The organism is Xanthobacter sp. YC-JY1 (assembly GCF_021730305.1).
Taxonomy (GTDB): domain Bacteria; phylum Pseudomonadota; class Alphaproteobacteria; order Rhizobiales; family Xanthobacteraceae; genus Xanthobacter; species Xanthobacter flavus.
On record NZ_CP032674.1, the window covers coordinates 3,668,847 to 3,694,088 of the forward strand.

Annotated in this window: 22 protein-coding genes; 14 read left to right on the top strand and 8 right to left on the bottom strand. The window is 68.5% G+C overall.

The features are described from left to right. A complete protein-coding gene (locus tag D7006_RS17205) occupies nucleotides 1-435 on the top strand; it encodes a thioesterase family protein (protein ID WP_237353894.1) in 435 nt (144 codons plus the stop codon). Between the two features lie 6 nt (nucleotides 436-441). Here the strand turns inward: D7006_RS17205 and D7006_RS17210 are convergent, their stop codons facing one another. Then, a complete protein-coding gene (locus D7006_RS17210; RefSeq protein WP_237353895.1) occupies nucleotides 442-888 on the bottom strand; it encodes a MaoC/PaaZ C-terminal domain-containing protein in 447 nt (148 codons plus the stop codon). Nucleotides 889-1,049: 161 nt separating this feature from the next. Here D7006_RS17210 and D7006_RS17215 point away from each other — a divergent pair, with 161 nt between their 5' ends. Beyond that, entirely contained in the window at nucleotides 1,050-2,252 is a 1,203-nt protein-coding gene (locus D7006_RS17215) for an ABC transporter substrate-binding protein (RefSeq protein ID WP_237353896.1), read from the top strand. Between the two features lie 105 nt (nucleotides 2,253-2,357). Here the strand turns inward: D7006_RS17215 and D7006_RS17220 are convergent, their stop codons facing one another. Both D7006_RS17220 and poxB read right to left on the bottom strand, forming a co-directional pair. Next, entirely contained in the window at nucleotides 2,358-3,506 is a 1,149-nt protein-coding gene (locus D7006_RS17220) for an alkene reductase (RefSeq protein ID WP_237353897.1), read from the bottom strand. 182 nt (nucleotides 3,507-3,688) lie between these two features. Further along, the gene (poxB, locus tag D7006_RS17225) at nucleotides 3,689-5,422 is read right to left on the bottom strand and encodes a ubiquinone-dependent pyruvate dehydrogenase (RefSeq protein ID WP_237353898.1); all 1,734 of its coding nucleotides are present in this window, start codon (nucleotides 5,420-5,422) and stop codon (nucleotides 3,689-3,691) included. 265 nt (nucleotides 5,423-5,687) lie between these two features. Between poxB and D7006_RS17230 the strand changes: the two genes are divergently transcribed. Next, entirely contained in the window at nucleotides 5,688-7,331 is a 1,644-nt protein-coding gene (locus D7006_RS17230) for an FAD-dependent oxidoreductase (RefSeq protein ID WP_237353899.1), read from the top strand. Further along, entirely contained in the window at nucleotides 7,331-7,630 is a 300-nt protein-coding gene (locus D7006_RS17235; protein WP_237353900.1) for a UBP-type zinc finger domain-containing protein, read from the top strand. Before D7006_RS17230 ends, D7006_RS17235 begins: the two co-directional genes overlap by 1 nt. Nucleotides 7,631-7,684: 54 nt before the next feature. Here D7006_RS17235 and hpaI read toward each other — a convergent pair whose 3' ends face one another. From hpaI to D7006_RS17255, 4 genes are read right to left on the bottom strand one after another with little or no spacing between them, the layout of a single operon-like run. Further along, nucleotides 7,685-8,446, bottom strand: a complete 762-nt coding sequence (gene hpaI / locus D7006_RS17240) for a 4-hydroxy-2-oxoheptanedioate aldolase (protein WP_237353901.1) — start codon at nucleotides 8,444-8,446, stop codon at nucleotides 7,685-7,687. A gap of 21 nt (nucleotides 8,447-8,467) precedes the next feature. Next, a complete protein-coding gene (hpaH, locus tag D7006_RS17245; protein WP_237353902.1) occupies nucleotides 8,468-9,250 on the bottom strand; it encodes a 2-oxo-hept-4-ene-1,7-dioate hydratase in 783 nt (260 codons plus the stop codon). Nucleotides 9,251-9,272: 22 nt separating this feature from the next. Further along, entirely contained in the window at nucleotides 9,273-10,112 is an 840-nt protein-coding gene (locus tag D7006_RS17250; RefSeq protein WP_237353903.1) for a cyclase family protein, read from the bottom strand. Then, nucleotides 10,109-11,368, bottom strand: coding sequence for an MFS transporter (locus tag D7006_RS17255; RefSeq protein ID WP_169123093.1), 1,260 nt, complete (start codon nucleotides 11,366-11,368; stop codon nucleotides 10,109-10,111). Before D7006_RS17255 ends, D7006_RS17250 begins: the two co-directional genes overlap by 4 nt. A 219-nt stretch (nucleotides 11,369-11,587) precedes the next feature. Between D7006_RS17255 and D7006_RS17260 the strand changes: the two genes are divergently transcribed. The 7 genes from D7006_RS17260 to D7006_RS17290 all read left to right on the top strand — a co-directional run bounded on the left by D7006_RS17260 (nucleotide 11,588) and on the right by D7006_RS17290 (nucleotide 20,871). Beyond that, nucleotides 11,588-12,484 carry a LysR family transcriptional regulator gene (locus D7006_RS17260; protein ID WP_237353904.1) on the top strand — a complete coding sequence of 299 codons (897 nt, stop codon included), beginning with the start codon at nucleotides 11,588-11,590 and terminating at the stop codon, nucleotides 12,482-12,484. 429 nt (nucleotides 12,485-12,913) lie between these two features. Beyond that, nucleotides 12,914-14,218 carry an MFS transporter gene (locus D7006_RS17265; RefSeq protein ID WP_237353905.1) on the top strand — a complete coding sequence of 435 codons (1,305 nt, stop codon included), beginning with the start codon at nucleotides 12,914-12,916 and terminating at the stop codon, nucleotides 14,216-14,218. 48 nt (nucleotides 14,219-14,266) lie between these two features. Continuing rightward, a complete protein-coding gene (locus tag D7006_RS17270; protein ID WP_237353906.1) occupies nucleotides 14,267-15,235 on the top strand; it encodes a VOC family protein in 969 nt (322 codons plus the stop codon). A gap of 158 nt (nucleotides 15,236-15,393) precedes the next feature. Further along, nucleotides 15,394-16,923, top strand: a complete 1,530-nt coding sequence (locus D7006_RS17275; protein ID WP_237353907.1) for a bifunctional 3-(3-hydroxy-phenyl)propionate/3-hydroxycinnamic acid hydroxylase — start codon at nucleotides 15,394-15,396, stop codon at nucleotides 16,921-16,923. A gap of 43 nt (nucleotides 16,924-16,966) precedes the next feature. Next, nucleotides 16,967-17,812: a fumarylacetoacetate hydrolase family protein gene (locus D7006_RS17280; RefSeq protein WP_237353908.1), complete on the top strand. Its 846-nt coding sequence runs from the start codon at nucleotides 16,967-16,969 to the stop codon at nucleotides 17,810-17,812. Nucleotides 17,813-17,940: 128 nt separating this feature from the next. After that, nucleotides 17,941-18,768, top strand: a complete 828-nt coding sequence (locus tag D7006_RS17285; protein WP_237353909.1) for a DNA-binding transcriptional regulator — start codon at nucleotides 17,941-17,943, stop codon at nucleotides 18,766-18,768. A 222-nt stretch (nucleotides 18,769-18,990) separates the two neighbouring features. Continuing rightward, the gene (locus D7006_RS17290; RefSeq protein WP_237353910.1) at nucleotides 18,991-20,871 is read left to right on the top strand and encodes a DEAD/DEAH box helicase; all 1,881 of its coding nucleotides are present in this window, start codon (nucleotides 18,991-18,993) and stop codon (nucleotides 20,869-20,871) included. Nucleotides 20,872-21,079: 208 nt separating this feature from the next. On the opposite strand, the gene D7006_RS17295 is transcribed toward D7006_RS17290, so the two are convergent. Continuing rightward, nucleotides 21,080-21,871 carry an SDR family NAD(P)-dependent oxidoreductase gene (locus D7006_RS17295; RefSeq protein ID WP_371745123.1) on the bottom strand — a complete coding sequence of 264 codons (792 nt, stop codon included), beginning with the start codon at nucleotides 21,869-21,871 and terminating at the stop codon, nucleotides 21,080-21,082. A 191-nt stretch (nucleotides 21,872-22,062) separates the two neighbouring features. Between D7006_RS17295 and D7006_RS17300 the strand changes: the two genes are divergently transcribed. From D7006_RS17300 to D7006_RS17310, 3 genes are all read left to right on the top strand, one after another. Then, nucleotides 22,063-22,881 (top strand): Crp/Fnr family transcriptional regulator, encoded by an 819-nt coding sequence (locus tag D7006_RS17300; RefSeq protein ID WP_237353912.1) that lies wholly within the window; start codon nucleotides 22,063-22,065, stop codon nucleotides 22,879-22,881. A 191-nt stretch (nucleotides 22,882-23,072) separates the two neighbouring features. Next, nucleotides 23,073-24,377: a M20 family metallopeptidase gene (locus D7006_RS17305; RefSeq protein WP_237353913.1), complete on the top strand. Its 1,305-nt coding sequence runs from the start codon at nucleotides 23,073-23,075 to the stop codon at nucleotides 24,375-24,377. After that, on the top strand, nucleotides 24,374-25,216 hold the full coding sequence (locus D7006_RS17310) for an ABC transporter permease (RefSeq protein WP_229643690.1): 843 nt from the start codon (nucleotides 24,374-24,376) through the stop codon (nucleotides 25,214-25,216). The genes D7006_RS17305 and D7006_RS17310 overlap by 4 nt, the downstream gene beginning before the upstream one ends. Nucleotides 25,217-25,242 lie beyond the last annotated feature (26 nt).

Below are 25,242 nucleotides of genomic sequence, written 5' to 3' on the forward strand. Positions count from 1 at the left end.
ATGGGCGAGGACGCATTCATCTGGCGGCGGCGGGTCGGCTTCGGCGACTGCGACCCCGCGCGCATCGCCTATACCGGCAAGATTCCCGACTTCGCCCTCGAGGCCATCGACGCCTTCTGGGAGGACCTGCTGGATGGCACCAACTGGTTCCGGATGAATGTGGACCTGGGCATCGGATGCCCCTTCGTCCACATGGAGATGGACTTCAAGGCCCCCATCACGCCGCGCGCCCCGCTGTTCTGTCATGTGGAGCCGGCGCGGCTTGGCACGACCTCCATCACGTTTCGCGTGACGGGCGTGCAGGAGGAGCGGACCTGCTTCGTCGCCGGCTTCGTGGCGGTGTTCGTGCGGGAGGGCGAGCTACAGAAAATCCCCGTCCCCGAGCACATCCGCGCCGCGCTGCTGGGGCGCTTCGCGCACCTGCGCGAGGCGTGAGGGCCACTATCCGGCAGCCGGCGGGTTCGCCAGCCAGGCGAGCGTGTGGGAGGCGACCGCAACCAGCGTGCCGTCCTGGTTCGTGACCTCGATGTCGGCGCCGGCGCGCCGGCGCGCCGCATCCACCGTCGCGACGCGATAGAGGGTCGTCACCGTATCGCCGAGGAAGACCGGCTTGATGAAGCGGATGCGGTCATAGCCGAGCGCGACGGCGATCTCGTTCGCCTCGGGTGGCGTTCGGGCCGCGATCAGTCCGGCGACCGTAGACATGAAGCCCACCAGCAGCGCACCATGGGCCTGCAACCGGCCGAAGCGCGAGCGCTGCATGTAGGCCAGGTTGACGTGGTTCGGGGCGAAGTCGCCGGTGATGCCGGCAAACAGGTACACGTCGCTCTCGCCCACCGTCTTCGTGAAGACCGCCGTGTCTCCCGGCTTCACATGGAAGTCCTGCATCCCCCTGCCCTTTCCGCTCGGAACATCCCGCGACAGGCGCGGGAGAGCACCCTAGCGCGGGCGCGTAAATTGGCAAATATATTTACACAATATATGGAATGTGATTGACATAAATAGGCGCCAAACAAGACAGATCGATAAAGCGCCAGGGAGGATACGCCATGCGTCATTATATCAGCATATGCGCGCTTTTGTCCGGGATCGCGCTGGGCCTGGGGCCGGTGATGGCCGATACCCGGATCAAGATCGGAATTCTGAGCGACATGAGCGGACCATACTCGGATCTTGCAGGTCCGGGCTCTGTTGCCGCCGCCCGCCTCGCGGTGGAGGACTTCAAGGGGAAGGACAAGGGCATCGAGGTGGAGATCGTCTCGGGCAACCACCAGAACAAAGCGGACATCGGCTCCGTCATCGCCCGCTCATGGATCGATCAGGAAAGCGTGGACGTCATCGGCGACGTCACCGGCTCGCCGGTCGCGCTGGCGGTCAGCCAGATCGTCAAGGACAAGGACAAGATCCAGCTCAATGCCGGCGCGGCGACGGCCGACCTCACCGGCTCCAAGTGCACGCCCAACACCATTCACTGGACCTACGACACCTGGGCCAATGCCAACGGCACCGGCAGCGCCATGGTGCGCCAGGGCGGCAACAGCTGGTTCTTCATCGCCGTGGACCAGGCCTCCGGCCACGCCATGGAACGCGATACGGTGGCGGTGGTGAAGGCCGCCGGCGGGCAGGTACTGGGCTCGGTCAAGCATCCGCTGGGAACAAGCGATTTCTCCTCCTACCTCGTCCGGGCGCAATCCTCCGGCGCGAAAGTGGTGGGCCTCGCCAGCGGCGGCGAAGACATGATCAACGCCATCAAGCAGGCGTCCGAATTCGGCATCGTGCAGGGCGGGCAATCCATCGCCGGCCTGTTCACCTTCATCACCGACATCCACGCGCTCGGCCTGAAGCTGGCGCAGGGGCTTGTGCTGACGGAAGCGTTCTACTGGGATCGCGACGACGCGAGCCGCGCCTTCGCCAAGCGCTTCGCCGCCCTCCACAAGGGCAAGATGCCGACGCAGGTCCATGCCGGCGTCTATTCCTCCATCATGCACTATCTGAAGGCCGTGGAGGCCGCCGGCACCAAGGACACCAACACCGTGCTCGCCAAGATGCGCGCGATGCCCATCGATGATCCCCTGTTCGGCAAGGGCGAGGTGCGCATCGACGGCCGCGCCGTGCACGACATGTTCCTGTTCCGGGTGAAGACCCCCGCCCAGTCGAAGGGGGAATGGGACGTCTACGAGACCCTTGCCACCATCCCGGCAGCGCAGGCGTTCCGCCCGCTCAATGAAGGCGGCTGCCCGCTGGTGAAGTGAGCGCGCCCCCTCGCCCGCCTGGGCTCACCAGTGGTCCGGCACGGCGGAACCCGGCGGGCGGCGGGGCACATCACCATGCCGCCCGCCGCCCGCGACGCTCCAGAGCTATCGGAAATCGCCGGTGGCGATGGGGTCGGAGGCCGGGAAGGTCTCCTCCAGCGCCTCGTCGAGCAGCGCGACGTCTGCGGTGGGATAGTCGGTGTAGCCCTCCGGTCCCTGCGTGTACCAGGTCTCCATGTGGTCCGGCGCGAGCGGGATCGCGTGCTGGATGCGGGAGGGCAGATCGGGATTGGCGAGGAAGCCGCGACCGAAGGCGATGGCGTCCGCCTCGCCCTTCTCCAGCGTGGCCATGGCGCGGGCGCCGTCGAAATCCGAGTTCAGCACCAGCGGCCCGTCGAACACGGCCCGGATCTCGGGATGAACAGCCGGGTGGTCGGGCTTGCCGCGGGTACCCTCGGGCGGCGGCTCGCGCAGCTCGAGGAAGGCGATGCCGATGTCCGACAGGAGCTTGGCGGCATACCGGAACAGGGGCACCGGATCGGGATCGTTGACGCCCTGGCTCTCCCCGTTGGGCGACAGGCGCACGCCGGTCCGGTCGGCGCCGATCTCGCCGGCCACCGCTTCCGTCACCTCGCGCAGCAGCCGGGCGCGGTTCTCGATGGAGCCGCCATAGGCGTCCGTGCGGTGATTGGCCGAGGCCCGCAGGAACTGGTCGATGAGATAGCCGTTCGCGGCGTGGATCTCCACGCCATCAAAGCCGGCGAGAAGGGCGTTGCGGGCCGCCCGGCGATAGTCGAGCAGCAGGCCGGGAATCTCGTCGGCGTCCAGGGCGCGGGCCTCGGCGTGGGGCTGCTTGCCGTCATAGGTGTGTGCATAGGCCGGCGCCGTGGTGGCCGAGGCGGACACCGCCTTCGCGCCATCAAGGAAGCTCGGATGCACGATGCGCCCCATGTGCCAGAGCTGGCAGACGATGCGCCCGCCCGCGCGCTTCACCGCATCGGTGACTGGCCGCCAGGCGGCGACCTGCTCCTCGCTCCAGATGCCCGGCGCGAAGGGCCAGCCGAGGCCCTGACGGCTGATGCCGGTGGCCTCGGAGATGATGAGCCCGGCGCTGGCGCGCTGGGCGTAATATTCCGCCATGAGCGCAGTGGGCACATGCTCGCGCGTGCCGCGGCCACGGGTCAGGGGCGCCATGAACATGCGGTTCGGCGCCGCGATGGCGCCCAGCTGGATGGGATCGAACAAGGTTGGCATGGGCGGTCTCCAAGGATTTCTGATCGTAGCGCGCATCGGGCGTCTTCCGCGCCGGACGAGCGAGACGAGGGGGCAAGTTTTTCGTCGAAATGAACGCGCCGGCGCCCCGGAAGGGGACGCCGGCGAGCGGGCGGCGCACCGCCCGCCAGTTGAAGCCCGGCCGAACCGGGCGGGGGCGGAACTCAGCGGGGCAGCAGGTTGGTCTTGGCGAGGTCGATCACCTCGTCGCCGCGCCCGCTCATCACCGCGCGGATCAGCCAGAGGCTGAAGCCCTTCACCTCCTCGGCCTCGATGGTGGGTGGCATGGAGAGTTCCTGCCGCGCGGTCACCACGTCGAGCAAGGCCGGCCCGTCATGGGAGAGGATGTCGTCCAGCGCGCCCGGCAGGTCACCCGGGTCCTCGACGCGGATGGCGTGGATGCCCATGGCACGGGCAGTGGCCGCGAAGTCGGGATTTTCCAGATCGACGCCTGCCTCCAGATAGCCGCCGACCTTCATCTCCAGCGCCACGAAGCCGAGCACGCCGTTATTGACCACCACCACCTTCACGGGGGTTTTCGTCTGCACGAGCGTGACCAGCTCGCCCATCAGCATGGTCAGGCCGCCGTCGCCGGAGAAGGAGATCACCTGCCGTCCCGGCTGGGACGCCTGGATACCCATGGCCTGCGGCAAGGCATTGGCCATGGATCCGTGGACGAGAGAGCCGACCAGCCGCCGCAGGCCGTTCATCCTGAGGTAGCGCGCGGCCCAGATGGTCGGCGTGCCCACGTCGAAGGTGAACACCGCATCCTCGTCCGCCTTGTCGCTCAGGAGCTTGGCCAGATACTGCGGATGGATCGGCTTCTTGCCGGGCGTGCCGGTGGCCAGGCTGTCGAGGCCCTCGCGGGAGGTCTTGTAGGTGGCGAGCGCCTCGTCGAGGTGGCTGCGGTCGTCCTTGACCGTCAGGCGCGGCAGCAGGGCCTTGAGCGTCGCTCCGACGTCGCCCACCACGCCGAGGTCGAGCTTGCAGCGCCGGCCGAGCTGTTCGGGGCGAATGTCGATCTGGGCGATCCGCGTGTCGCTGGGCAGGAACTGCTTGTAGGGAAAATCCGTGCCGAGCATCACCAGCAGATCGCAGGAATGCATGGCATCGTAGCCGGACCTGAAGCCGATGAAGCCGGTCATGCCGACATCATAGGGGTTATCGTACTCGACCCATTCCTTGCCGCCGAGGGCGTGGACGATGGGGCTCTTCAGGGCCTCGGCGAAGGCCATCAGCTCGGCATGCGCGCCGGCACAGCCCCGGCCGCAGAACAGCGTGACGCGCTCCGCCCCGTTCAAAAGGTCTGCCAGCGCATCGAGTTCCGCCGCGGCGGGGGTAACGATAGGCGCCGGGGGCAGAAGGCCGGCGGCCGTTGAGGGGCCGCGCTCGGGCGCCGGGCGCAGCGCCACGTCGCCGGGGATCACCACCACCGCAACGCCACGCTTGCCCACCGCCGCGCGGATGGCATTCTCCAGCACATAGGGCATCTGGCGGGGATCAGAGACGAGCTCGCAATAGACGCTGCATTCCGCGAACAACGACTGCGGATGCGTCTCCTGGAAATAGCCGCCGCCGATCTCTGCCGAGGGGATCTGCGCGGCGATGGCCAGCACCGGCGTCCGGCTCCGGTTGGCATCGAACAGGCCGTTGATAAGGTGGAGGTTTCCCGGCCCGCACGAGCCGGCGCAGACGGCGAGCTTGCCGGTGATCTGCGCTTCGCCCGCCGCCGCGAAGGCCGCCGCCTCCTCGTGTCGGACGTGGAACGGCTCGATGCCGCCATGACGCCGGAGGGAATCGGTGATGCCGTTCAGGCTGTCGCCGACCACGCCATAAATGCGCTCGACCCCGGCCTCGGCCAGCACGTCGACCACAAGATCCGCTACCTTCCGTGCCATTGGCAAAGCCTCCGTGTGACCCTTGAATGAGATTGCCTGCGGGATGCGGTGGCGGGCTTGGATATTGGCGCCAGCATTGGCTTTTCGCGCCCGGCCCGTAACCGCGATACCCTGCGCGGCTCGATGCCAAAGGTACGGGCGCAGCCGATCGGAACACCATACACACCTGCGTATAGATGACGCCAACGATAGGGCCGGCGATAAGTCCTCAAGCATTGGACCCCCGCAGGCTGTCGTGTGCCTGCGCGATCGACTGGAGGATGCCGTGACGCCGTCGAACTCGCGCGAACACCAGATGTATCCCACCTTCACCGCAGAGCAGATCGCCACCGCGCGGCGCTTTGCGGACGGGCCCGAGCAGCGCTTCGAGCCGGGCGAGACCCTCTATGACATCGGCGCCGTGGGCGCGCCGACCTGGCTGGTGATCGAGGGCACCATCGAGGTGGTCCGGCGCGATGGACTGTCCGGGGAGGCGCCCGTCACGGTCCATCATGCGGGGCAGTTCTCGGGCGAGGTCAACCAGCTGGATGGCCGCCCCGCCATCGCCGCCGGCAGGGCGGGACCCGACGGCTGCACCGCCCTGCCCTTCGACGCGACCCACCTGCGCGCGCTCGTCATCGGCTCGGCCGAAATCGGCGAGACCATCATGCGCGCTTTGATCCTGCGCCGCGTGAACCTGATCGCCGAGGGCGGGTCCGGGACGATCCTCATCGGCGTGCCGGACAGCCCGGAAATCCTCGACCTGCAGGTGTTCCTGAACCGCGCGGGTCTGCCGAACCTCGTCCTCGATGTGCGCAGCGACGAGGAGGGGCGCGCTCTGGTCGCTCGAATGGGCGTTCCGCCCGAGGACCTGCCGCTGATCGTCTGCCCCACCGGACCGATCCTGCGGCGCCCCACCGTCGAGGAGATGGCCGGCTGCCTCGGTCTCGTTCCCGCGCTGGATCCCGCAAAGCTCTACGATGTCGCCATCGTCGGCGCCGGCCCGGCGGGCCTCGCGGCAGCCGTCTACGGGGCGTCGGAAGGCCTGTCCGTCATCGTGCTCGATGCCCGCGCCTCGGGCGGTCAGGCGGGCGCCTCGGCGCGGATCGAGAACTATCTCGGCTTTCCGACCGGCATTTCCGGCCAGGCTCTGGCCGGGCGGGCCTTCAACCAGGCCCTGAAATTCGGCGCCGAGATCGCCATTCCGGTGGCGGTGGAGCGGCTGGACTGCGCGGGCGGCGAGCTGAAACTCGCCTGCGCGGGGGACCGTCATATCCGGGCGCGCGCGGTGGTGATCGCCTCCGGCGCCCGCTATCGCCGCCCGGACGTTCCCGACCTCGCCAAGTTCGAGCGCTCCGGCATTTCCTACTGGGTCTCGGCGGTGGAGGCGCGCCTGTGTGCGGGGGAAGAGGTGGCCCTCGTCGGCGGCGGCAATTCCGCTGGGCAGGCCATCGTGTACCTCGCCCCTCAGGTGAAGAAGCTGCACGTGGTGGTGCGCCGTCCGCTCGCCGACACCATGTCGCGCTACCTGATCGACCGCATCGATGCACTGCCCAATGTGGAACTGCACGTGGGGAGCGAAGTCGCGAGCCTGGAGGGGAACCGGACCACGGGCCTCACCGCCGCAACCTTCCGCGACCGGCGCGACGGCACGCTGCACCGGCGCGAGCTTCGGCACATGTTCCTGTTCATCGGCGCGGACCCGAACGCCGCATGGGCGGCGTCCTGCGTGAAGACCGACGGCAAGGGCTTCATCATCACCGGGGCGGGTGCCCGCGCGCTGGAAACGAGCACGCCCGGCGTGTTCGCCATCGGCGATGTGCGCGCCGGCTCCACCAAGCGCGTGGCCGCAGCCGTGGGCGAGGGCGCCGCGGTGGTCGCCCAGATCCATGCCATGTTCGCCGAGGAAGCCAGCAGGGAGACGGCCTGATGTCGTGCACGCACGCAAAAGCCATTCACGAGGTCACGCCCAGCGCCAAAGGGTGCGAGGAATGCCTGAAGATCGGCAGCGCTTGGGTCCACCTGCGGCTGTGCCGGACCTGCGGCCATGTGGGCTGCTGCGACGATTCTCCCCATCGTCACGCCCGGGCGCATTTCAGGGCCACCGGGCACCCCATCATCGAGGGCTATGATCCGCCGGAGGGCTGGGGCTGGTGCTACATCGACGAGGTCGAGGTGGACCTGCCCGACCAGACCCCGCAGGTCGGGCCCATTCCCCGCTTCTACTGATCGCGCCCGTGCCCGAAGCCCAACGCGGCTTGCCACGCCGGGCTTCGGCCCCGTCTAGCGGAAGGCCGCGAGCGCCTGTTCCGACTGGCGCGCGAGGATGCCGGCATCGACGCCGATGGCGGTGAACGTCGTGCCGAGATCGATGCAGCGCTTCGCGAAGGCGGCATCGCCCGTGAGGATGCCCGCGGGCTTGCCGGCGGCGCGAATGCGGGTGACGGCATTTTCCACGGCGTCCACCACACGGGCATGCTTCAGGTCGCCCACATGCCCGAGGCTCGCGGCGAGATCGCCGGGGCCGATGAAGATGCCATCGACACCCTCGACGGCGGCGATGGCGTCGATCTGGTCCAGCGCTTCCTGCGTCTCCACCTGCACCAGCAGGCACAGTTCCCGCGCGGCCTCGCGGGCATAGTTCTTCACGCGGCCGAAGCGAGTGGCGCGGGTCAGCGCGGACACGCCCCTTATGCCATCGGGCGGATAGCGCGTGGCAGCCACGGCCGCGCGGGCCTCCTCGGCATTCTGCACGTAGGGGATCAGCAGGCTCTGCGCGCCGATGTCGAGCAGGCGCTTGATGAGCACGGTGTCATTGGCCGCCGGCCGCACCACCGGGGACACCGGATAGGCCGAGACGGCCTGCAACTGGGCGAGGACCGTCGTCAGCTCGGCCGGGGAATGTTCCGTGTCGAGCAGCAGCCAGTCATAGCCGGCGCCGGCCACCACTTCGGTGGCATAGGCGCTGGAGAGGGTGCACCAGAGGCCGAGCTGCTGGCGGCCCTCGATCAGGGCCGCCTTGAAGGCATTGCGGGGGAGGTCCATGGAAAGCCTCGGGTGAAAGCCTCAGGTGAAGGAGACGCTGATGGCGCCCACCGGTCCATAATCGGCGGTTATCACGTCGCCGGCGGCGATGTCCACGGGCCGGGTGAAGGACCCCGCCAGCACGATCTGCCCCTTCTGGAGCTTCGCGCCCACGGCGGAGAGCTTGTTCACCAGCCAGGCGATGCCGGCGGCCGGATGGCCCATGATGGCGGCCGAGACGCCGCTCTCCTCGATGATGCCGTTCTTGCTCAGCGTCGCCCCCACCCAGCGGATGTCGATGTCCATGGGGCGGATGATGCGGCCACCCACCACGATGGCGGCGAAGGCGGCGTTGTCGGCGATGGTGTCCACGATGGCGCGCGGCACCTCGGTGCGATAGTCGATGATCTCCAGCGCCGGCACGACGAACTCGGTGGCGCGCATCACGTCATAGATGCGCACGCCCGGCCCTTCGAGGTCCTCGCCCATCACGAAGGCCAGTTCCACCTCGAGACGCGGCTTGATGAAGCGCGCGGCGGGGATCTGGGCGCCGTCATTGAACAGCGCGTCATCGAGGATGCGGCCATAGTCCGGCTCGGTCATCTTCGAGGCCATCTGCATGGCGCGGGAGGTGAGGCCGATCTTGTGCCCGGCCACGCGGGCGCCGTTGGCGATGCGCGCCTGCGCCCACAGATCCTGCACGCGATAAGCGTCCTCGATCTCCATGTGCGGGAAGGTGCGGCTGAGCTGGACGACGGGCTTGCCCTCGCGCTCGGCCTTGAGAATCGATTCAGCGCCGAGGCGGCGCTCCTCTTCGGTCATCATGGATGCGTGTTCCGGCTCGTGGTCACAGAAGGGCGAGGGGACGGACCGGCGAGCCCGTGGCGCCGGTGATCCGCAGCGGCTGGGCGACGAAGGCGAAGGAGCCCTGCCCCGCCGCGCCCAGCTCGTCGAGCGTGAGATTCTCGATGATGTGGATGCCGTTCTGGGCGATGAGGATCATGTGCACCTCCAACGTGATGTTGTGGTGGTTCATCACCTCGAACGCCGACGTATCGGAGCCCACGGAGAACGGCTTGCGCGCCGCCAGCCAGCGCCCGCCCTCGACGCCCGGGCCGGGGGCGCCGGCGGAATCGAGGCCGAGATATTTGGGCGAATCCTGCCAGTAGGCGGCCCAGCCGGTGCGCACCAGCACCACATCGCCCTCCCCGACCCGCGTGCCGGACGCGGCCTCGGCCGCCTCCAGTTCCGCGACGGTGATTTCATGGGCGGGATCGAGCGCATCCACGCCCAGCGCGCGCGCCACATCGAGCAGCACGCCGCGACGGAAGATGGGGGCGATGGTCTCCGCCCCGTGCACCTTGAACAGGCCGGTGCCCTGCTGCTCGCGGCCCGCATCATACTTGCCGTAGAGCGCGCCATGCTCGGAGACGTGGCACAGGGCATCGATGTGGGTGGACGAGTGGGTACTCGTCACCATCAGCTCGTTGGACGAGGAATGGCCGCAGGAGCGCAGCACGTCGCCGTGCCGGTTGTTGAGGGTGATGTGGAAGGGCGGATGCGCCGGATGAATGGGCATGCCTTTCTGCATCGGGTGGCTGAGGTCGATCCGGCGGGCAGCCTGCGCGGCCTTGAGCCAGTCCTCGAAATCGAAGCTGCGGGACGGCGCGGGAGTAACGGCATTCATTGGAGCTTGGCTCCCTTCGTCTCGGGCAGGAAGATGAGGACGATGAGGCCGGCGAGCAGGAAGAAGCCGGCGGTGAAGGCGAGCGCACCGGAGAGGCCGTAGCCCGCCGAGAGGAAGCCCACCATCATGGGGGCGAGGGCGCTCACCGCGCGTCCCGCGTTGTAGATGAAGCCCTGCGCCGTGGCCCGCACGTTGGTGGGGAAGAGCTCGGCGAAGGTGGGGGCGAAGCCGGAATAGAAGCCGGTGCCGAAGAAGGCGACCACCGGGCCGAAGGCCAGCAGCACCGTGGGGCTCGAAATCATCGTGTAGGCCGGCACCGCGATGGCCGACAGCACGAAGTAGACGATGAAGGCCACCTTGCGGCCCAGCGAATCCGCCACATAGCCGAAGGAGATGAAGCCGAGCGCCGCGCCCACCTGCATCACCACGATCCAGGTGGTGGACTTCACGAGGTCGAGGCCGGGGCCGCCATTGGCCACGGGGGTCGCGAGCCAGGTGGGAATCCAAGTGAACAGGCCCCAGTAGCCGCACATGGCCGCCGCCGTGAACGCGAAGCACACCAGCGTGCTGCGTCCATGCTCGCCGCTCAGCATCTTGACCGTCTCCACGAAGGTCAAGCGGCGGGTCTGCTGCTTCCAGATCTCCGGCTCCGGCGTGTGGCGGCGGATCCAGAAGGCGAGCAGCGCCGGTGCGATGCCGAAGAAGAACACGCCGCGCCAGCCGATCGTCGGCAGCAGCACCGCCGCGACGATGGCCGCCAGCGCATAGCCCGAGGCGAACGCGCTCTGCACCCACGCCATCACCTTGCCGCGATGCTGGGCGGGCCAGGTCTCGGTGATGAGCGCGGCACCCGCCGACCATTCGCCGCCGACGCCGAGGCCGACCACCATGCGGAACAGCAACAGCTGCGCGATGCTCTGCGAGAAGCCGCACAGCAGGGTGCCCACCGAATAGCAGAGGATGGAGAGCACCATGGACCGGGTGCGGCCGATGCGGTCGGCGAGGAAGCCGAAGACGAGGCCGCCGAAGGCGGTGGCCACGAGGCTCGCCGAGGCGATCATGCCGGCCGTGGAGCGCTCCATGCCGAGGTCCGCGCTGATGTGGCTGATCAGCATCGCGAACAGCAGCAGGTCCATGATGTCGAGGGCCCAGCCGAGATAGGCGGACCAGAACGACTGCCATTGGGCCTTGGTGGCGCCCACATACCAGCGTGTGCCGGCGGCCGCGGGGCGGCTGCCGGAGACATCGAGGCTCATCGGTATTCCTCCACGATTATTGCTTGCCGCGCCTTTTGCGCGGGCCTTTCCGCCTCGGCCACGAAATGCCTTGGCGGACAGGGCTTTGGACCTTGATAGGAATGGCGGGTGCGGGCCGCAATTGGTGAATTTTCAAGCGGGATGTGAGCGGAATTGACATGCGCGCGGCGGGGCCCCATGCCTCAAGGGCATTTGTCCGTGGCCGCGTGTGAAACTGGAATGTCTCAACTCTATCGCTCCCTGCCCTCGCTCCAGACGCTGCGCTGCTTCGAGGCGGCGGCGCGCCTCGGCAGCTTCACGTCGGCGGCCGAGGAGATGTGCATCACCCACAGCGCCGTGAGCCACCAGATCCGCGCCATGGAGGAGGCCGTCGGCCAGCCGCTGTTCACGCGGCAGGGCAACCGCATGGCGCTGACGGTCGCCGGGCGGACGCTCGCGGCCGAGACCCGGCGCGCGCTCGACTATCTCAGCCAGGCCTATGCGGTGGCCCATGCCCAGGCGGTGCCGCGGCCGCAGATGCTGAACCTGTCGCTCCAGGTGGCGCTGGCGGAGCATTTCCTGCTGCCGCGCCTCAATGAGTTCAAGCAGGTGCTGGGCCCCGTCGTGCTGCGCATGACGAGCCTCGCGGACCTCGACGAGAAATGCCCGGATGACACCGACATCGCGCTGGTCTACGGCACCGGCGACGTGCCCGGCATGATCGTGGAGAAGATCGCGGACGAGGAGGTGTTTCCGGTCTGCAGCCCCGCCTTTCTCGCGCGCTACCCGGACCTGTCGCTGGAGTGCATGCCCGAGGTGCCGCTGCTGCTGCATTCGCAGGTGACATGGAACCTGTGGCTGGAAAAGGCCAACCTGCCCATCGTCTACCCCACCCAGTCGACGCTGCTGGACGACATCGCCCTCACCATCCGCGGTGCGCTCGCCGGCCAGGGCATCGCCATGGCGCGCTCCCTCGTGGTGCGGGACTATCTGCGGACGGGCGAACTGGTCCGTCTGTTCGACCTCTCGGTGCCCGGCATCTTCTCCTACCACCTCGCCTGCCGCAGCCAGGATGTGCGCTCGCACTACGCGCCGCAGATCGACTGGATCGTCCGCGCCATGCGCGCGCTGCGATAGGCCGGCCTTCGCGCCGCCTGTCCCGTTGGGTCTGGAAGCCGGGATTGCACCGGCAACACCTCAGGTAGCGTCAGGGGCGCAGCGCACACCGTCGCCGCGACGCGGCGTGTCCGCCACGCGGACACTCGAGATAATACGCTGTTGCCAGATCGCCCGGCGTCCTAACCCAAGACAAGAAAAAGAACACGGGGAGGACGACATGACTGGTGGCCACGCCAAGCTGCCATGTTCCGAAATGCAGCGCAGGTTCGGAACCTAAGGACGCCACGGGCGCACGCGCCCTCTATCGAGACTTCCCGAAGATCGCACCCTGGCCCCGGCCAGGCGGCGTCGGCTGTCGCCTGCGCAGAAGCAGCGAGGGCCAACGGCGCCGCGCATGTCTCGTAGCACAAACACAGCCCATAGATAATATGGAGGCCCCGAGGATCCATGACGCACGCCACCTATCCCCTTTCCGGGCAAGCCACGCCCAGCCTCAACAAGGCGCAGTGGCGCATCATCTTCCTCGCGAGCCTCGGCGGCTCGCTCGAATTCTATGATTTTATCATCTATGGCATCTTCGTTCAGTATATCTCCGCACAATTCTTCCCGGCGAATGATCCCTATGTCTCGCTGATCCTCTCCTTCTCGGTGCTGGCCCTCGGCTTTCTCGCCCGGCCATTCGGCGGAGCGGTGCTGGGCATTCTGGGCGACCGCTATGGCCGCCGGCCGGTCTTCATCGGCTCGCTGGGCCTCACTACGCTTGCCACCATCGCCATCGGCCTTTTGCCGAACTACCAGTCCTGGGGCATCGCGGCACCGCTGCTGCTGGTGGCCTTCCGCCTGGTGCAAGGCATCTGCCTCGGCGGCGAGCTGCCGGGCGCGGTGACCTATGCGGTGGAGGCGGCGCCCGCCCGCGCGGGCCTGGCCTGCGGCTTCATCATCTTCTGCGTCAATGTGGGCGTGCTCATCGCAACGCTGGTCAATCTCGGCATCCAGTACGCCCTGCCGCCGCAGGATGTGGCGGACTATGGCTGGCGCATCGCCTTCCTACTCGGCGGCGTCATCGGCCTCGTGAGCTTCGCGCTGCGCCGCAAGCTGGAGGAATCGCCGGAATTCGTGAACCTCCACGGCAAGGCGACACGGCATCCCCTGCGGGAGCTGATGCGCCATCACGGTCGCTCGGTTCTGGTGGCGGCCGGCGTCGCCGCCATCATCGCCGGCTTCAACGGCATGCTCTACGGCTTCGTGCCCGCCTTCCTGGTGAAGACACTGCATTATCCCGCCCCCGACGTGGCGCTGGCCATGACGGTGGCGCTGGTGGTCAGCTCCGTGGGCCTCATCCTCGCCGGCTGGGCCGGAGACTTCGTGCCCGGACGCCTCATCCTGCGGGCCGGATCGCTGGGCATGGTGGTCGTGGTGGTTCCCCTGTTCGCGCTGATGGCGAACCACGGCGCCAGCATCGTCCTGGTGCTGAGCCTGCTGTCGCTGGTGTTCTCGTTGGCGAGCGGCATCTGGCCGAGCATCCTCGCCGGGCTCTTCCCGACGCAGGTGCGCTTCACCGGCATCGCTCTGTCCTACAATGTGAGCGTCACGCTGCTCTCCGGCTTCGCGCCTCTGGCCGCCACCGCGCTCATCGCCCAGACCGGGATGAATTCGGCCCCCGCGCTCTACATCGCGGCGTCGGCGGCGCTGACCTTCTGGTGCAGCTTCCTCATCCCCGCCCGTTCGGCCTCGGCGCTGCCGCCGGCCTGAGGCCGCGCCCCGCCGCCAAGACCCACCCCCACCCGGAGGACCACCGTCATGGGCGTCATCGCGCTCGGTTATCTCGGCATCCGCTCGGACAGGATGGACGACTGGAACGCCTTCGCCTCGGGCCTCCTCGCCATGCAGGCGGTGGACTCGACGCGCGCCCAGACGACCTTCCGCATGGACGACCAGCGCCAGCGGCTGTTCGTGGTGAACGAGCCGGGCGCGGTGATCGCCGCCATCGGCTGGGAGGTGGAGGAGAAGGCGGATCTCGACCGCTTCGCCGCGCGTCTCGAGGCCGCCGGCGTCGCGGTGACGCGGGGCGCGCGGTCGCTGGCGGACCGGCGCTTCGTCGAGGATCTCATCACCTTCGCCGATCCCGACGGCAACAGTGTCGAGCTGTTCTTCAACCCCATGCGGGCGAGCGATCCCTTCGTGCCCGGCCGCCCCATCTCGGGCTTTCGCACCGGCCCCTTCGGCATGGGGCACGCCGTGCTCCACGCGGTGCGGATCGACGCGCTCCTGCCCTTCTATCGCGACCTGCTGGACTTCCACATCAGCGACTACGGGCTCACCCCCTATCCGCTCTATTTCTTCCACGTGAACGGGCGTCACCACAGCCTCGCCATGGTGGGCTCGGGACAGACCGGCTTTCACCACTTCATGATCGAGTTCAACAATCTCGACGACGTGGGCCAGGGCTACGACCTTGCCGAGCTGCAGGAGGGGCGCCTCGCCTACACGCTGGGGCGCCACACCAACGATTTCATGACCTCCTTCTACGCCAACTCGCCCTCCGGCTTCTTCGTGGAGAACGGCTGGGGCGGGCGGGTGATCGATCCGGCCACCTGGGAGCCGCACGAGACCTTCGCCGGCCCGAGCTTCTGGGGGCACGAGCGCCTCTACCTGCCCGAGGAGCCGCGCGCCCGCCTGCGCAACATGCGCCTCACGGCGGCCGCGAACGGCCTCAGGTCGCCGGACGTGGTGGACTGCCCCTGGCTCTACAGCCGGCTGGCGGGCTGACCGCCGCCCTTCCCATCCAAGCCCCTGCGGGACTCCGCTTCCGGCCTCCCGCAGGCCCTCATTACCGCACCGATGTCCGCCAGGCGGACGCCAGGGCCGGCTTCATTGCCGGCTGAGACCCGCTCTGGGATCAGTCCGGCCCAAACACGGGGAAAACCATGCCCGAGGCAAACGGCAGCACGCCGGATCGTTTCGACGTCGTCATCATCGGCCTCGGGCCCGTTGGCGCGACCCTCGCCAACCTGCTCGGCCTTCAGGGCGTCTCCACCCTCGTGCTCGAACGTGAGACCGAGGCCTATCACCTGCCACGCGCCGTGCACTTCGACGACGAGGTGATGCGCGTGTTCCAGACCATCGGCCTTGCGGACGAGATCATCCCGTCTTTGCGGGTCAATCCCGGCATGCGCTTCGTCGACGCGACCGGCGCGCTGCTGATGGACTGGCCGCGCCCGCAGGAGGTGAGCGAATTCGGCTGGCACGCCAGCTACCGCTTCCACCAGCCGGACCTGGAGCGGACCCTGCGCGACGGCCTCAAGCGCTTCCCCAGCGTGCGGGTGCGCACGCGCTGCGACGCCTTCGCCTTCGAGCAGGACGCTGAAGGGGTAACGGTCCGCTACGAGGACCTCGCCACCGGCCGCCTCCAGCAGGCCCGCGCCCGCTATGTGGTGGGCTGCGACGGCGCCCGCTCGCTGGTCCGCCGCTTCATCGGCTCGTCCATGGACGACCTGGGCTTCCACGAGCGCTGGCTGGTGGTGGACGCGGTGCTCCGGCGGCCGAAGCCCGAGCTGGGCGATCACACCATCCAGTATTGCGACCCCGCACGCCCCGCCACCTATGTGCGCGGCCCCGGCGACCGCCGCCGCTGGGAGATCACCGTCCTGCCCGAGGAGGACGGCCGCGTCATGGTGCATCCCGAGAAGGTCTGGTCGCTGCTGGCGCCGTGGCTCAGGCCCGATGAGGCGGAGCTGGAGCGGGCGGCGGTCTATACCTTCCATTCGGCGGTGGCGCAGCGCTGGCGCGCTGGCCGTCTGCTACTGGCGGGCGACGCCGCCCACCAGACCCCGCCCTTCATGGGCCAGGGCATGTGCTCCGGCGTCCGCGACGTGGCGAACCTCGCCTGGAAGCTCGAGGCGGTGGTGAAGGGACGGGCGCAGGACTGCCTGCTCGACACCTACCAGAGCGAGCGGGCGCCGGACGCCCATGCCTATATCGAGACCGCGGTGCGGCTCGGCGGCCTCATCAACACCTGCGGCACCGAGGCGGCCCTCAACGCCGCCTTCCGCGATGCGGACGGCGTGGTGCGCCTGCGCAGCCGGGTGCCCCAGCTGGGACCGGGCCTCGCCATCGGCCGCGTGGACATCGCCGGCAGCCGCTTCGCCCAGCCCCGCCTCGCCGACGGGCGCCGGCTGGACGACGCCGTGGGCTTCGGCTTCGCCTTGCTGTGCCGAGACCAGCTCTGGCGCGCTGCCGCCGAGCGGGTGCGCCAGCGCTTCGAGGCGTCCGGCATCGCCGTCGTCACCGTGGCCGACTGTCCCGACCTCGGCCCGCTGCTGGATGTAGCCAGCGCGGCGGCGGTGCTCGTCCGCCCCGACCGCTACGTGGCCGGAAGCGCGGCCGACGAGGCGGACTTGGCTGCCATGGCCGATGCGCTGGCACCCGCCGACCCCGCACAGGCCTCCGCCGCCTGATCTCTCTCACATCCCGAAACGTTCCAGGAAAAGGTTTGCCCCCATGAAGTTCGCGTCCTTCACCCATGCCGGCAAGGCCGGATACGGCCTCGTGACCGAGGGCGGGATCGTCGATCTCGCCCGCCGCTTCCCCGAGGCGCCGACGCTGCGCACCTTCATCGCCGGCGGTCTCGACCGCGCCGCCGCTCTGGTCGGCGCGCCGGCGGACTTCGCCCTCGCCGACGTGACGCTGGCGCCGGTCATTCCCGACCCGGACAAGATCGTGTGCGTCGGCCTCAATTATCACGACCACGTGGTGGAGACGGGCCGCACGGTCACCCCCAATCCCATGCTCTTCGCGCGCTATGCGGGCAGCCAGGTGGGCGACGGCGAAGCGCTGGTGAAGCCGCTGGAATCCGACGAGTTCGACTATGAGGGCGAGCTTGCCGTCATCATCGGCAAGGGCGGCCGGCGCATCTCGGAGGCCGATGCGCTGTCCCATGTGGCGGGCTATGCCTGCTACAACGACGCCAGCGTGCGCGACTGGCAGCGCCACACCTCGCAGTTCATGCCCGGCAAGACCTTTGCCGCCACCGGCGGCTTCGGCCCGTGGATGGTGAGCGCCGACGAGATCGGCGATCCCACCCGCCTCACCCTCGCCACCCGCCTCAACGGCGCCGAGGTGCAGCGCACCACCGTGGACCTGATGATCACGCCCATCCCCACGCTGATCGCCTACACCTCCACCATCCTGCCTTTGCTGCCCGGCGACGTGATCGTCTCCGGCACGCCCGGCGGGGTCGGCGCGCGGCGCACGCCCAAACTCTTCATGAAGGACGGCGACGTGGTGGAGGTGGAAGTCAGCGGCATCGGCGTGCTGCGCAACCCCGTCGTGGCTGAGAAGGCCTGAGGCCGGACCCGGCCGGCCCGGTACCACCCGGGCCGGCGCAGGCTGGGCAGCGCCCGCCCATCGCGTGTAGCATGGCGGGACGACCGGCTCGTCCGGCCGAGGGGGAGCGCCGAGGATGGGGCCGGACCATGGGACAGCGACCGGCTGACGACGGCGCGGGGGCGCAGGACCGCACCGACAGCGTGCGCGCACTGCGCCGCGGCCTCGCCGTGCTCCGCCACATCAATGCGGTGGGCAGCACCAGTGCCGCCGCCATCGCCCGCGCCCTCGACATCCCCCGCCCCACCGTCTACCGCCTGCTGCAGACGCTGGAGGAAGAGGGCTATGTGGCCTTCTCCGCCTCCTCGTCGCAGGTGCGGGTCACGCGCCTCTCCGCCAGCCTCGGCGACGGCTATGCCGCGCATTCCCGCGTGTGCCAGGCGGCGGGGCCGGTGTTCGGCGAGCACGGACCGCGTCTCGTCTGGCCGCTCGACCTGACGGTCTACGAGAACGCCGCCATGGTGATCCACGAGACCACCCACACGCGCAGCCCCCTCTCCATCGACCGGGGCATGATCGGCTATCGCCTGCCCATGCTGCGCACCTCGGCGGGCCGGGCCTATCTCGCCTTCTGCAGGCCGGAGGAGCGGGTGATGATCCTCGATCACCTGCGCCGCATCGACGATCCCGAGGACCGCCCTTTCCTCGATGAGACCTGGCTGAAACGCATGGTCGAGGATACGCGACGGCGCGCCGTCGCCGTGCGCGATGGCGGCGAGTTCCGGCCGAAGACCTCCAGCATTGCGGCCCCTGTCATGATCGGCGACCGCGTGGAGGCGGTTGTATCGATGATCTGGATCCGATCGGCGCTTTCCCTGGACGATGCCCTTTCGGCACATTCAGAGGCGTTGCAGGGCACGGCTGCCGCCATTGCGCGCGAGGTATCTGCGCAACTGCAAGCGGGTGCCGCCGAATAGCCCTACCGACTACCGCCGGCGCGTCCGGAATGAGGCCCGCGACCGGCTCTTGCCGTCGGCGATCTTTGGCGGCAGCTTTATGAGAATGCCGCCATGCGCCTTATAAGCGCACCCTGGCGGCGGTGGCATATGAACTCCCGGCCTATTAGGAAGGCGTTCCAGATGCTTTCCGACGGCTCCCCTTCGACGCCTGACGATATTGCGAGATAGGCGGAACCAGCCGTGCCCTTCCTGACGACGAATCCAGCGCTCGCGCACGCTTTGGCCGAACGGGACTACGACAACCCAACGCCGGTGCAGCTCGCCGTGCTGGCGCCCGAGGCGTCGGGTCGCGACCTTCTGGTGTCGGCCCAGACGGGGTCCGGCAAGACCGTCGCCTATGGCTTGGCGATGGCCGAGACACTGCTGGGCACAGCCGAGCGTTTCGAGTTCGCGAGCGTGCCGCAGGCGCTGGTGGTGGCGCCCACGCGGGAACTGGCGCTGCAGGTGCAGCGCGAGTTCGCATGGCTCTATGCGGCGACCGGCGCCCGCATCGTCTCCTGCGTCGGCGGCATGGACCCGCGGCAGGAGCAGCGCCTGCTGGCGCGGGGGGCCCACATCGTCGTCGGCACGCCCGGCCGCCTGCGCGATCATCTGGAACGCGGGCGCCTTGATCTCTCGGCGCTGCGCGTGGCCGTGCTCGACGAGGCCGACGAGATGCTCGATCTCGGCTTTCGCGAGGATCTCGAATTCATTCTCGACGCCACCCCACCGGAGCGGCGCAGCCTCTTGTTCTCCGCGACAATGCCGCGCGGGATCATCGCGCTCGCCAAGCGCTACCAGCGCGACGCCTTGCGCATCGAGGTGGCGGGGGCCGAAGGCGGACACGCGGACATCGAGTACCGCACCATGCGCGTCGCGCCGACCGAGGTCGAGCACGCGGTCGTCAACGTACTGCGCTATTATGATACCCCCAGCGCCATCGTGTTCTGTAACACGCGCGAGACCGTGCGACGGCTGCACGCCATGCTTCAGGAGCGGCAGTTCTCGGCCGTCGCGCTGTCCGGCGAACTGAGCCAGAACGAGCGCAACCACGCCTTGCAGGCGCTGCGGGACGGGCGGGCGCGGGTCTGTGTCGCGACCGACGTTGCCGCGCGCGGGATCGACCTGCCGAACCTCGGCCTCGTCATCCATGCCGACCTGCCGAACGATGGCGAAAGCCTGCAGCACCGCAGCGGCCGCACCGGACGGGCGGGGCGCAAGGGCGTGAGCGTGCTTCTGGTGCCGCCGTTTCGCCGGCGCCGGGCCGAGGATCTCATGCGGGCGATCGGCATCCGGCCCTCATGGTCCGGCCCGCCCACCTCCGAGGACATCCGCAAGCTCGACCACGAGCGGATGCTGCGCGACGCCCTCATCACCGACGAGCCGAGCGAAGAGGATACGAGCGCCGGCCTTGCGCTGCTCGCCGCCCATTCGCCCGAGCATCTGGCCGCCGCGCTGGCGCGCCTTTACCGGGCTGGCCTGCCGGCCCCGGAGGAGGTCGCCGACCCGGGCGAGCCCCGTGCCGCGCGCGACCGGGCGGCCGGCCGGGATTTCGACGGCGGATCGGGCGCCGGCAGTGTCTGGTTCCGCCTGAATGTCGGGCGCCGCAACAATGCCGATCCCAAATGGCTGCTGCCGCTGATCTGCCGGCGCGGGAACGTGACGCGCAAGGAGATCGGCGTCATCCGCATCTTCGACGAGGAGACCGCCTTCGAGGTGAGCCTCGCCGCCGCCGACCGCTTCATCAAGGGGGCCCGCAAGGCGGACGGCGACGACGTCGTCATCGAGCCGATGCCCGGCCAGCCCGCGGAGCAACCGAAGCGTCCCGGCCGCGGGAGGCCGCAGGGCGGCCTGCCACCATCCGAAAAGCCCGCACGCGGCCGGAATTTTCGCAACGGACCCGCGCCGGGCAAATCTGCCGATGGCAGAGCGGAGCGCGGCAAGACCGCGTACGAGAAGCCACGCGAGGCAAGGCCGGCGGGTCAAGGCAAAGGCGAACGCCCGCCGAAAGGCCCGCGTCCGACCACGTTCGAGGGAAGGCCCAAAGGAAAGCCGAAAGGCAAGCCGACCCGACGCACCTGACGACGTTAGTCGGCTCCTGACGCACTGCGCGGCGCCCGGTATTCAGCTCTATCTGGACCGGGTGCCGTCGTTCAGCCTGCAATCACGCGGCGACGGCTGAAGACCAGACAGGCGGCGTCCCTACGGCTGAATGGGGGTGAGGTTCCTCGCCAGAGGCCCTCGCCCTTTCACCGGATACCGGCGCCGGCGGTCCGTCGAGATCGAAAGGTCACCCCCGGCGGGCGGTACCGCGCAGGGTCGGCAGTCCGATGCCCGCAGCGTCGAAGCCGCCGTCCACGGCGAGTTCCTGCCCGGTGATGTAGCTCGCCTTGTCGCCGCACAGAAAGAGCACCGCCTCGGCAAGCTCTTCTTCCAGGCCGTAGCGGGCGAGCGGGATGGCGTCGTGATAGTCGGCGCGGATCACGGGCGAATGCACCTGTTTCGCCATGGCGGTGTCCACCGGCCCCGGCGCCACGGCGTTGACGCGGATGCCGATGCCCGCGAGCTCCACCGCGAGCTGCTTGGTGAGGTGGGCAAGCGCAGCCTTGCTGGTGCCGTAGGCGGCCCGCAGGGTCGAGGCGCGCAACCCGGAGATGGAGGTGATGTTGACGACGGCCCCGCCGCCCTGCCGCGCGATCAGCGGCGCGGCGGTCTTGGTGCAGTGGAACGGGCCGGACAAATTGACGTCGAGCACGCGGCTCCACTCCTCGTCCGTGGTCTCGAGAATCGGTTTGAACACGGCAATGCCGGCATTGTTGACCAGCGCGTCGAGCCGGCCGAACCGGGCCTCGATCGCCTGCACCGATTCCGTCACCGCCGCTGCATCCGCCACGTCGCAGACCAAAGCAAGCGTCCGCTCCGGCTCCTCAAGGGCGGCGACCGCATCCTGCAGAAGCTGGGCCTCGATATCGAGCAGCGCCACCCGCCAGCCGTCGGCGAGGAACTTGCGCGCCACGGCAAGGCCAATGCCGCGCGCAGCGCCCGTGACAAGAGCAACCCGGGGTTCCAAGGAGGTGGACATATCGGACATGAGCGCTTCGCGGTGGAGTGAGGTTGGGACCGCTCATATCCCGCCCGCCGGCGAAACGGAATGCCCAGCGTCGATCCACCATGGGATGCCGAACTTTTTCGGGATGACGCGGCTGTCATCCCCCGCCCTTCACGCTACCTTCGCGCACCTGGACGCGCGCAAAGAGCATCAGACGAGGGCCAATGGCGAAAGATGACGTCGAGGGAGAGGGTCTCGACGCCCCTATTCTGCTGGCGGAATGGGAGATGCCTCTGCGCCGCGAGGCCAGCCTGATCGAACGGCTCTCGGAGGTCGATCAAGCCATCGTCCGGCAGCATGGGCACGAGATGCGCCTTGCAACCGGCGAGCCCCTGTTTCGCCAGGGAGAGCGCCACGACGGCATCGTGGTGATCGAGGACGGGCAGATCCGCAGCTTCTATGTGGCGCCCTCGGGACGCGAGATCACGCTGGCCTATTGGTCCAAGGGCCACTTCGTCGGCGGGCCGGATGTCTTCGGCGGCGGCACGCACATGTGGGCCGCGACCGCCATGCGGCCGAGCCGGCTGATGTTCCTGCCCGGCGCAGGCCTGCGGCAGCTGGCGCGACAGGTGCCGGACCTCGCCATCGGGATCATCGACGCCCTCGTCTTCAAGGCCCGCTGCTACTCTGCCTTCGCACAGATGCTGGGCACGCGATCCGTCGCGCAGCGGCTCGTGCAACTGCTCCAGCACCTCGCCCAGACCTATGGCGTGAAGGACGAGCGCGGCATTCTGATCGCCGCCGCCTTCACCCATGCCGATCTGGCAGCGCTCATCGGGGCAACCCGGCAATGGGTGACGGTGCAGCTCGGCCGGATGCAGCAAGAGGGCATCCTCACCAACCGCCGCGGCCTGATGGTCATCCTGAAGCCCGAAGCGCTCGCCCCGCGCAGCTGGAACATGCCGGCGAGCGCTGACCGCCTGTTTCAGGAGGATGGCGTCTGGAGCCCACGGAAACACAAGCAACAAATTGCCGTTAAATAAAGAATGTCGATTTGATAAATTAATGGCCGCTTGATTAAGCGCGCCCCTGAATCCGGGCGCGAAAATGAGCGGGTGCCGCTCAAAGGCAATTCCTTTGCAATTACGAAACCGCCAGTCCTTTCAATGCGATAACGTTCATCCCGGCAATTGGCATCCCGCTTGCTCAGCACTGTTGCGCTTTCGAGGATGCCATGACCGTCGCACTGTCTTCCCAGCCCGCCGCATTGCCCCTGCGCGACGCGGTTTTGTCCTTCATCACCGAAAGGGCCTGGCTCGCTCTCGCCTGCGAGCTGATCCCGGCCGGCCAGCCCGAGGCGGAAAATCCGCTCGACCCGGACCTGCCGGGCGGGAAGGAAGAGGGCATCGCCCTGCTCCTCGCCGACAAGCTCACGGCCCTCGGCTTCACCGTGGACCTGAAGGCTCGCACGCCCCACCGGCTCAACGTCACCGCCGACCTTCCCGGCGAGACTGAGGGGCCATCCCTCATCCTCAACGATCACCTCGACACCTATCCCGCCGGCGACTGGGCGGCCTGGACCATGACCGGCGGCCATCCGTTCCGGCCGACGCGCCACGGCGACCTGCTCTATGCCCGCGGCACCTCCGACACCCGTGGCAACCTCGCCTGCACGCTGCTGGCGGTGGAAGCCATCAGGGCCGCCGGCGTGCGCCTCAAGGGCACGCTGAAATGCGTCTACACGGCGGACGAGGAGAAGAACGGGCCGGACGGCTCCATCTTCCTGCTCGACGAATGCGGACTTGCCGCCGACTACACCATCGTCTGCGAGCCCACGGCCTGGACCGCGCCCGATGGCGGCTGGGGCATGGGCATCGCGATCGCCAATTGCGGCAACTTCCTCGTGGAGGTGGAGACCTCCGGCATCAAGACCCATCTGTGGCGGCCCGATACCGGCATCAACGCCATCACCAAGATGATGGAGCTGCTGCCGCAGCTCGAAAAGATGAGCTTCGCCCACACCCCCGCCCCGCACGCGGGCGGCACGCCGCCCATGGTCACGGTGCTGCGCATCGCCGGGGGCGTGCCGCGTGAGATGCAGTTCACGCCGGACAGCTGCAAGGCGGTGCTCGGCGTGGTGGGCATCCTGCCGGGCATGACGCGGGACAGCGTGATGGCGGACATCAACCGCGTGATCGCCGGTGCGCTTGCCGCCGACCCGACCTTGAAGGCCGAGGCCCGGCCTTTCCCCGGCGCGCTGTTCGTGGACGGCACCGGCGAACAGGAGGCGGATGCCGAGCCCGTCCGCTCCCTGCGCAAGGCCTATGGCGAGGTGCTCTCCGGCGAGCCGAAGCTCTACCGCAAGAACGCCTTCAACGACACGATCCGCTTCTCCGAGCGCGGCTTCAAGGCGGTCACCTTCGGCCCCGGCGAAGACGGCTGGGCGCCGGTGAACGAGAGCATCCACATCGGCAAGGCGGTCGCGGCAACCCGCATCCTCGCGCTCACCGTCATGGACCTTCTGGGAGTCGAGGAATGACCGCCGTGGAGACCGCTTCCGAGCGCGCGCAGAGGGCGGCACGGCCGAAGCTGCTGCCGGCTCGGCTGCGGGCCGCCCTGCCCCGCACACGGCTCCTCACCACCCTCACCGCGGCCTCGCTCTTCGCCCTCTGGTGGCTCGCGGCCCACTATGCGTGGGTGAATCCCCTGTTCCTGCCCTCGCCGAAGGCGGTTTGGGACGCCTTCGTTCGCACCGCCACCGTGGGCTACCAGGGCAGCCTGCTGCACGAGCATCTCATCGCCAGCCTCTACCGCGTGCTGGCGGGCTATGCGCTCGCCTGCCTCGTGGGCATTCCGCTGGGCATCGTCATGGGGCTCAGCCGGGACGTGAAGGCGGTGTTCGATCCCGTGATCGAATTCTACCGGCCCCTTCCGCCGCTGGCGCTCTACACCCTGATCGTCATGTGGCTCGGCATCGGCGATGCCTCCAAGGTCGCCATCCTGTTCCTGGCCGCCCTGCCCCCGTTGACCATCAGCTCCATGCACGCGGCGGCCAGCGTCGATCCGCGCTATGTGAAGGCGGCCAAGAGCCTCGGCGCCAACTCGCGCCAGCTGTTCCGACACGTCTTCCTGCCCGCCTGCATGCCGGGCATCTGCACCGGCATGCGCATCTCGCTCGGCTTCACCTACACGGTCCTGGTGGCCGCCGAGATCGTCGCCGCCACCGCCGGCCTCGGCTGGATGATCTGGGACGCCAGCAAGTTCCTGCTCGGCGACATCGTCATCATGGGCCTGTTCGTCCTCGCCTTCACCGGCATGGCGCTCGACTTCCTCATCCGCCTCGCCGAACGGGCCCTCACGCCCTGGCGCTTCCGCTGATCCTTATCCCGCCGACTGGAGACTGA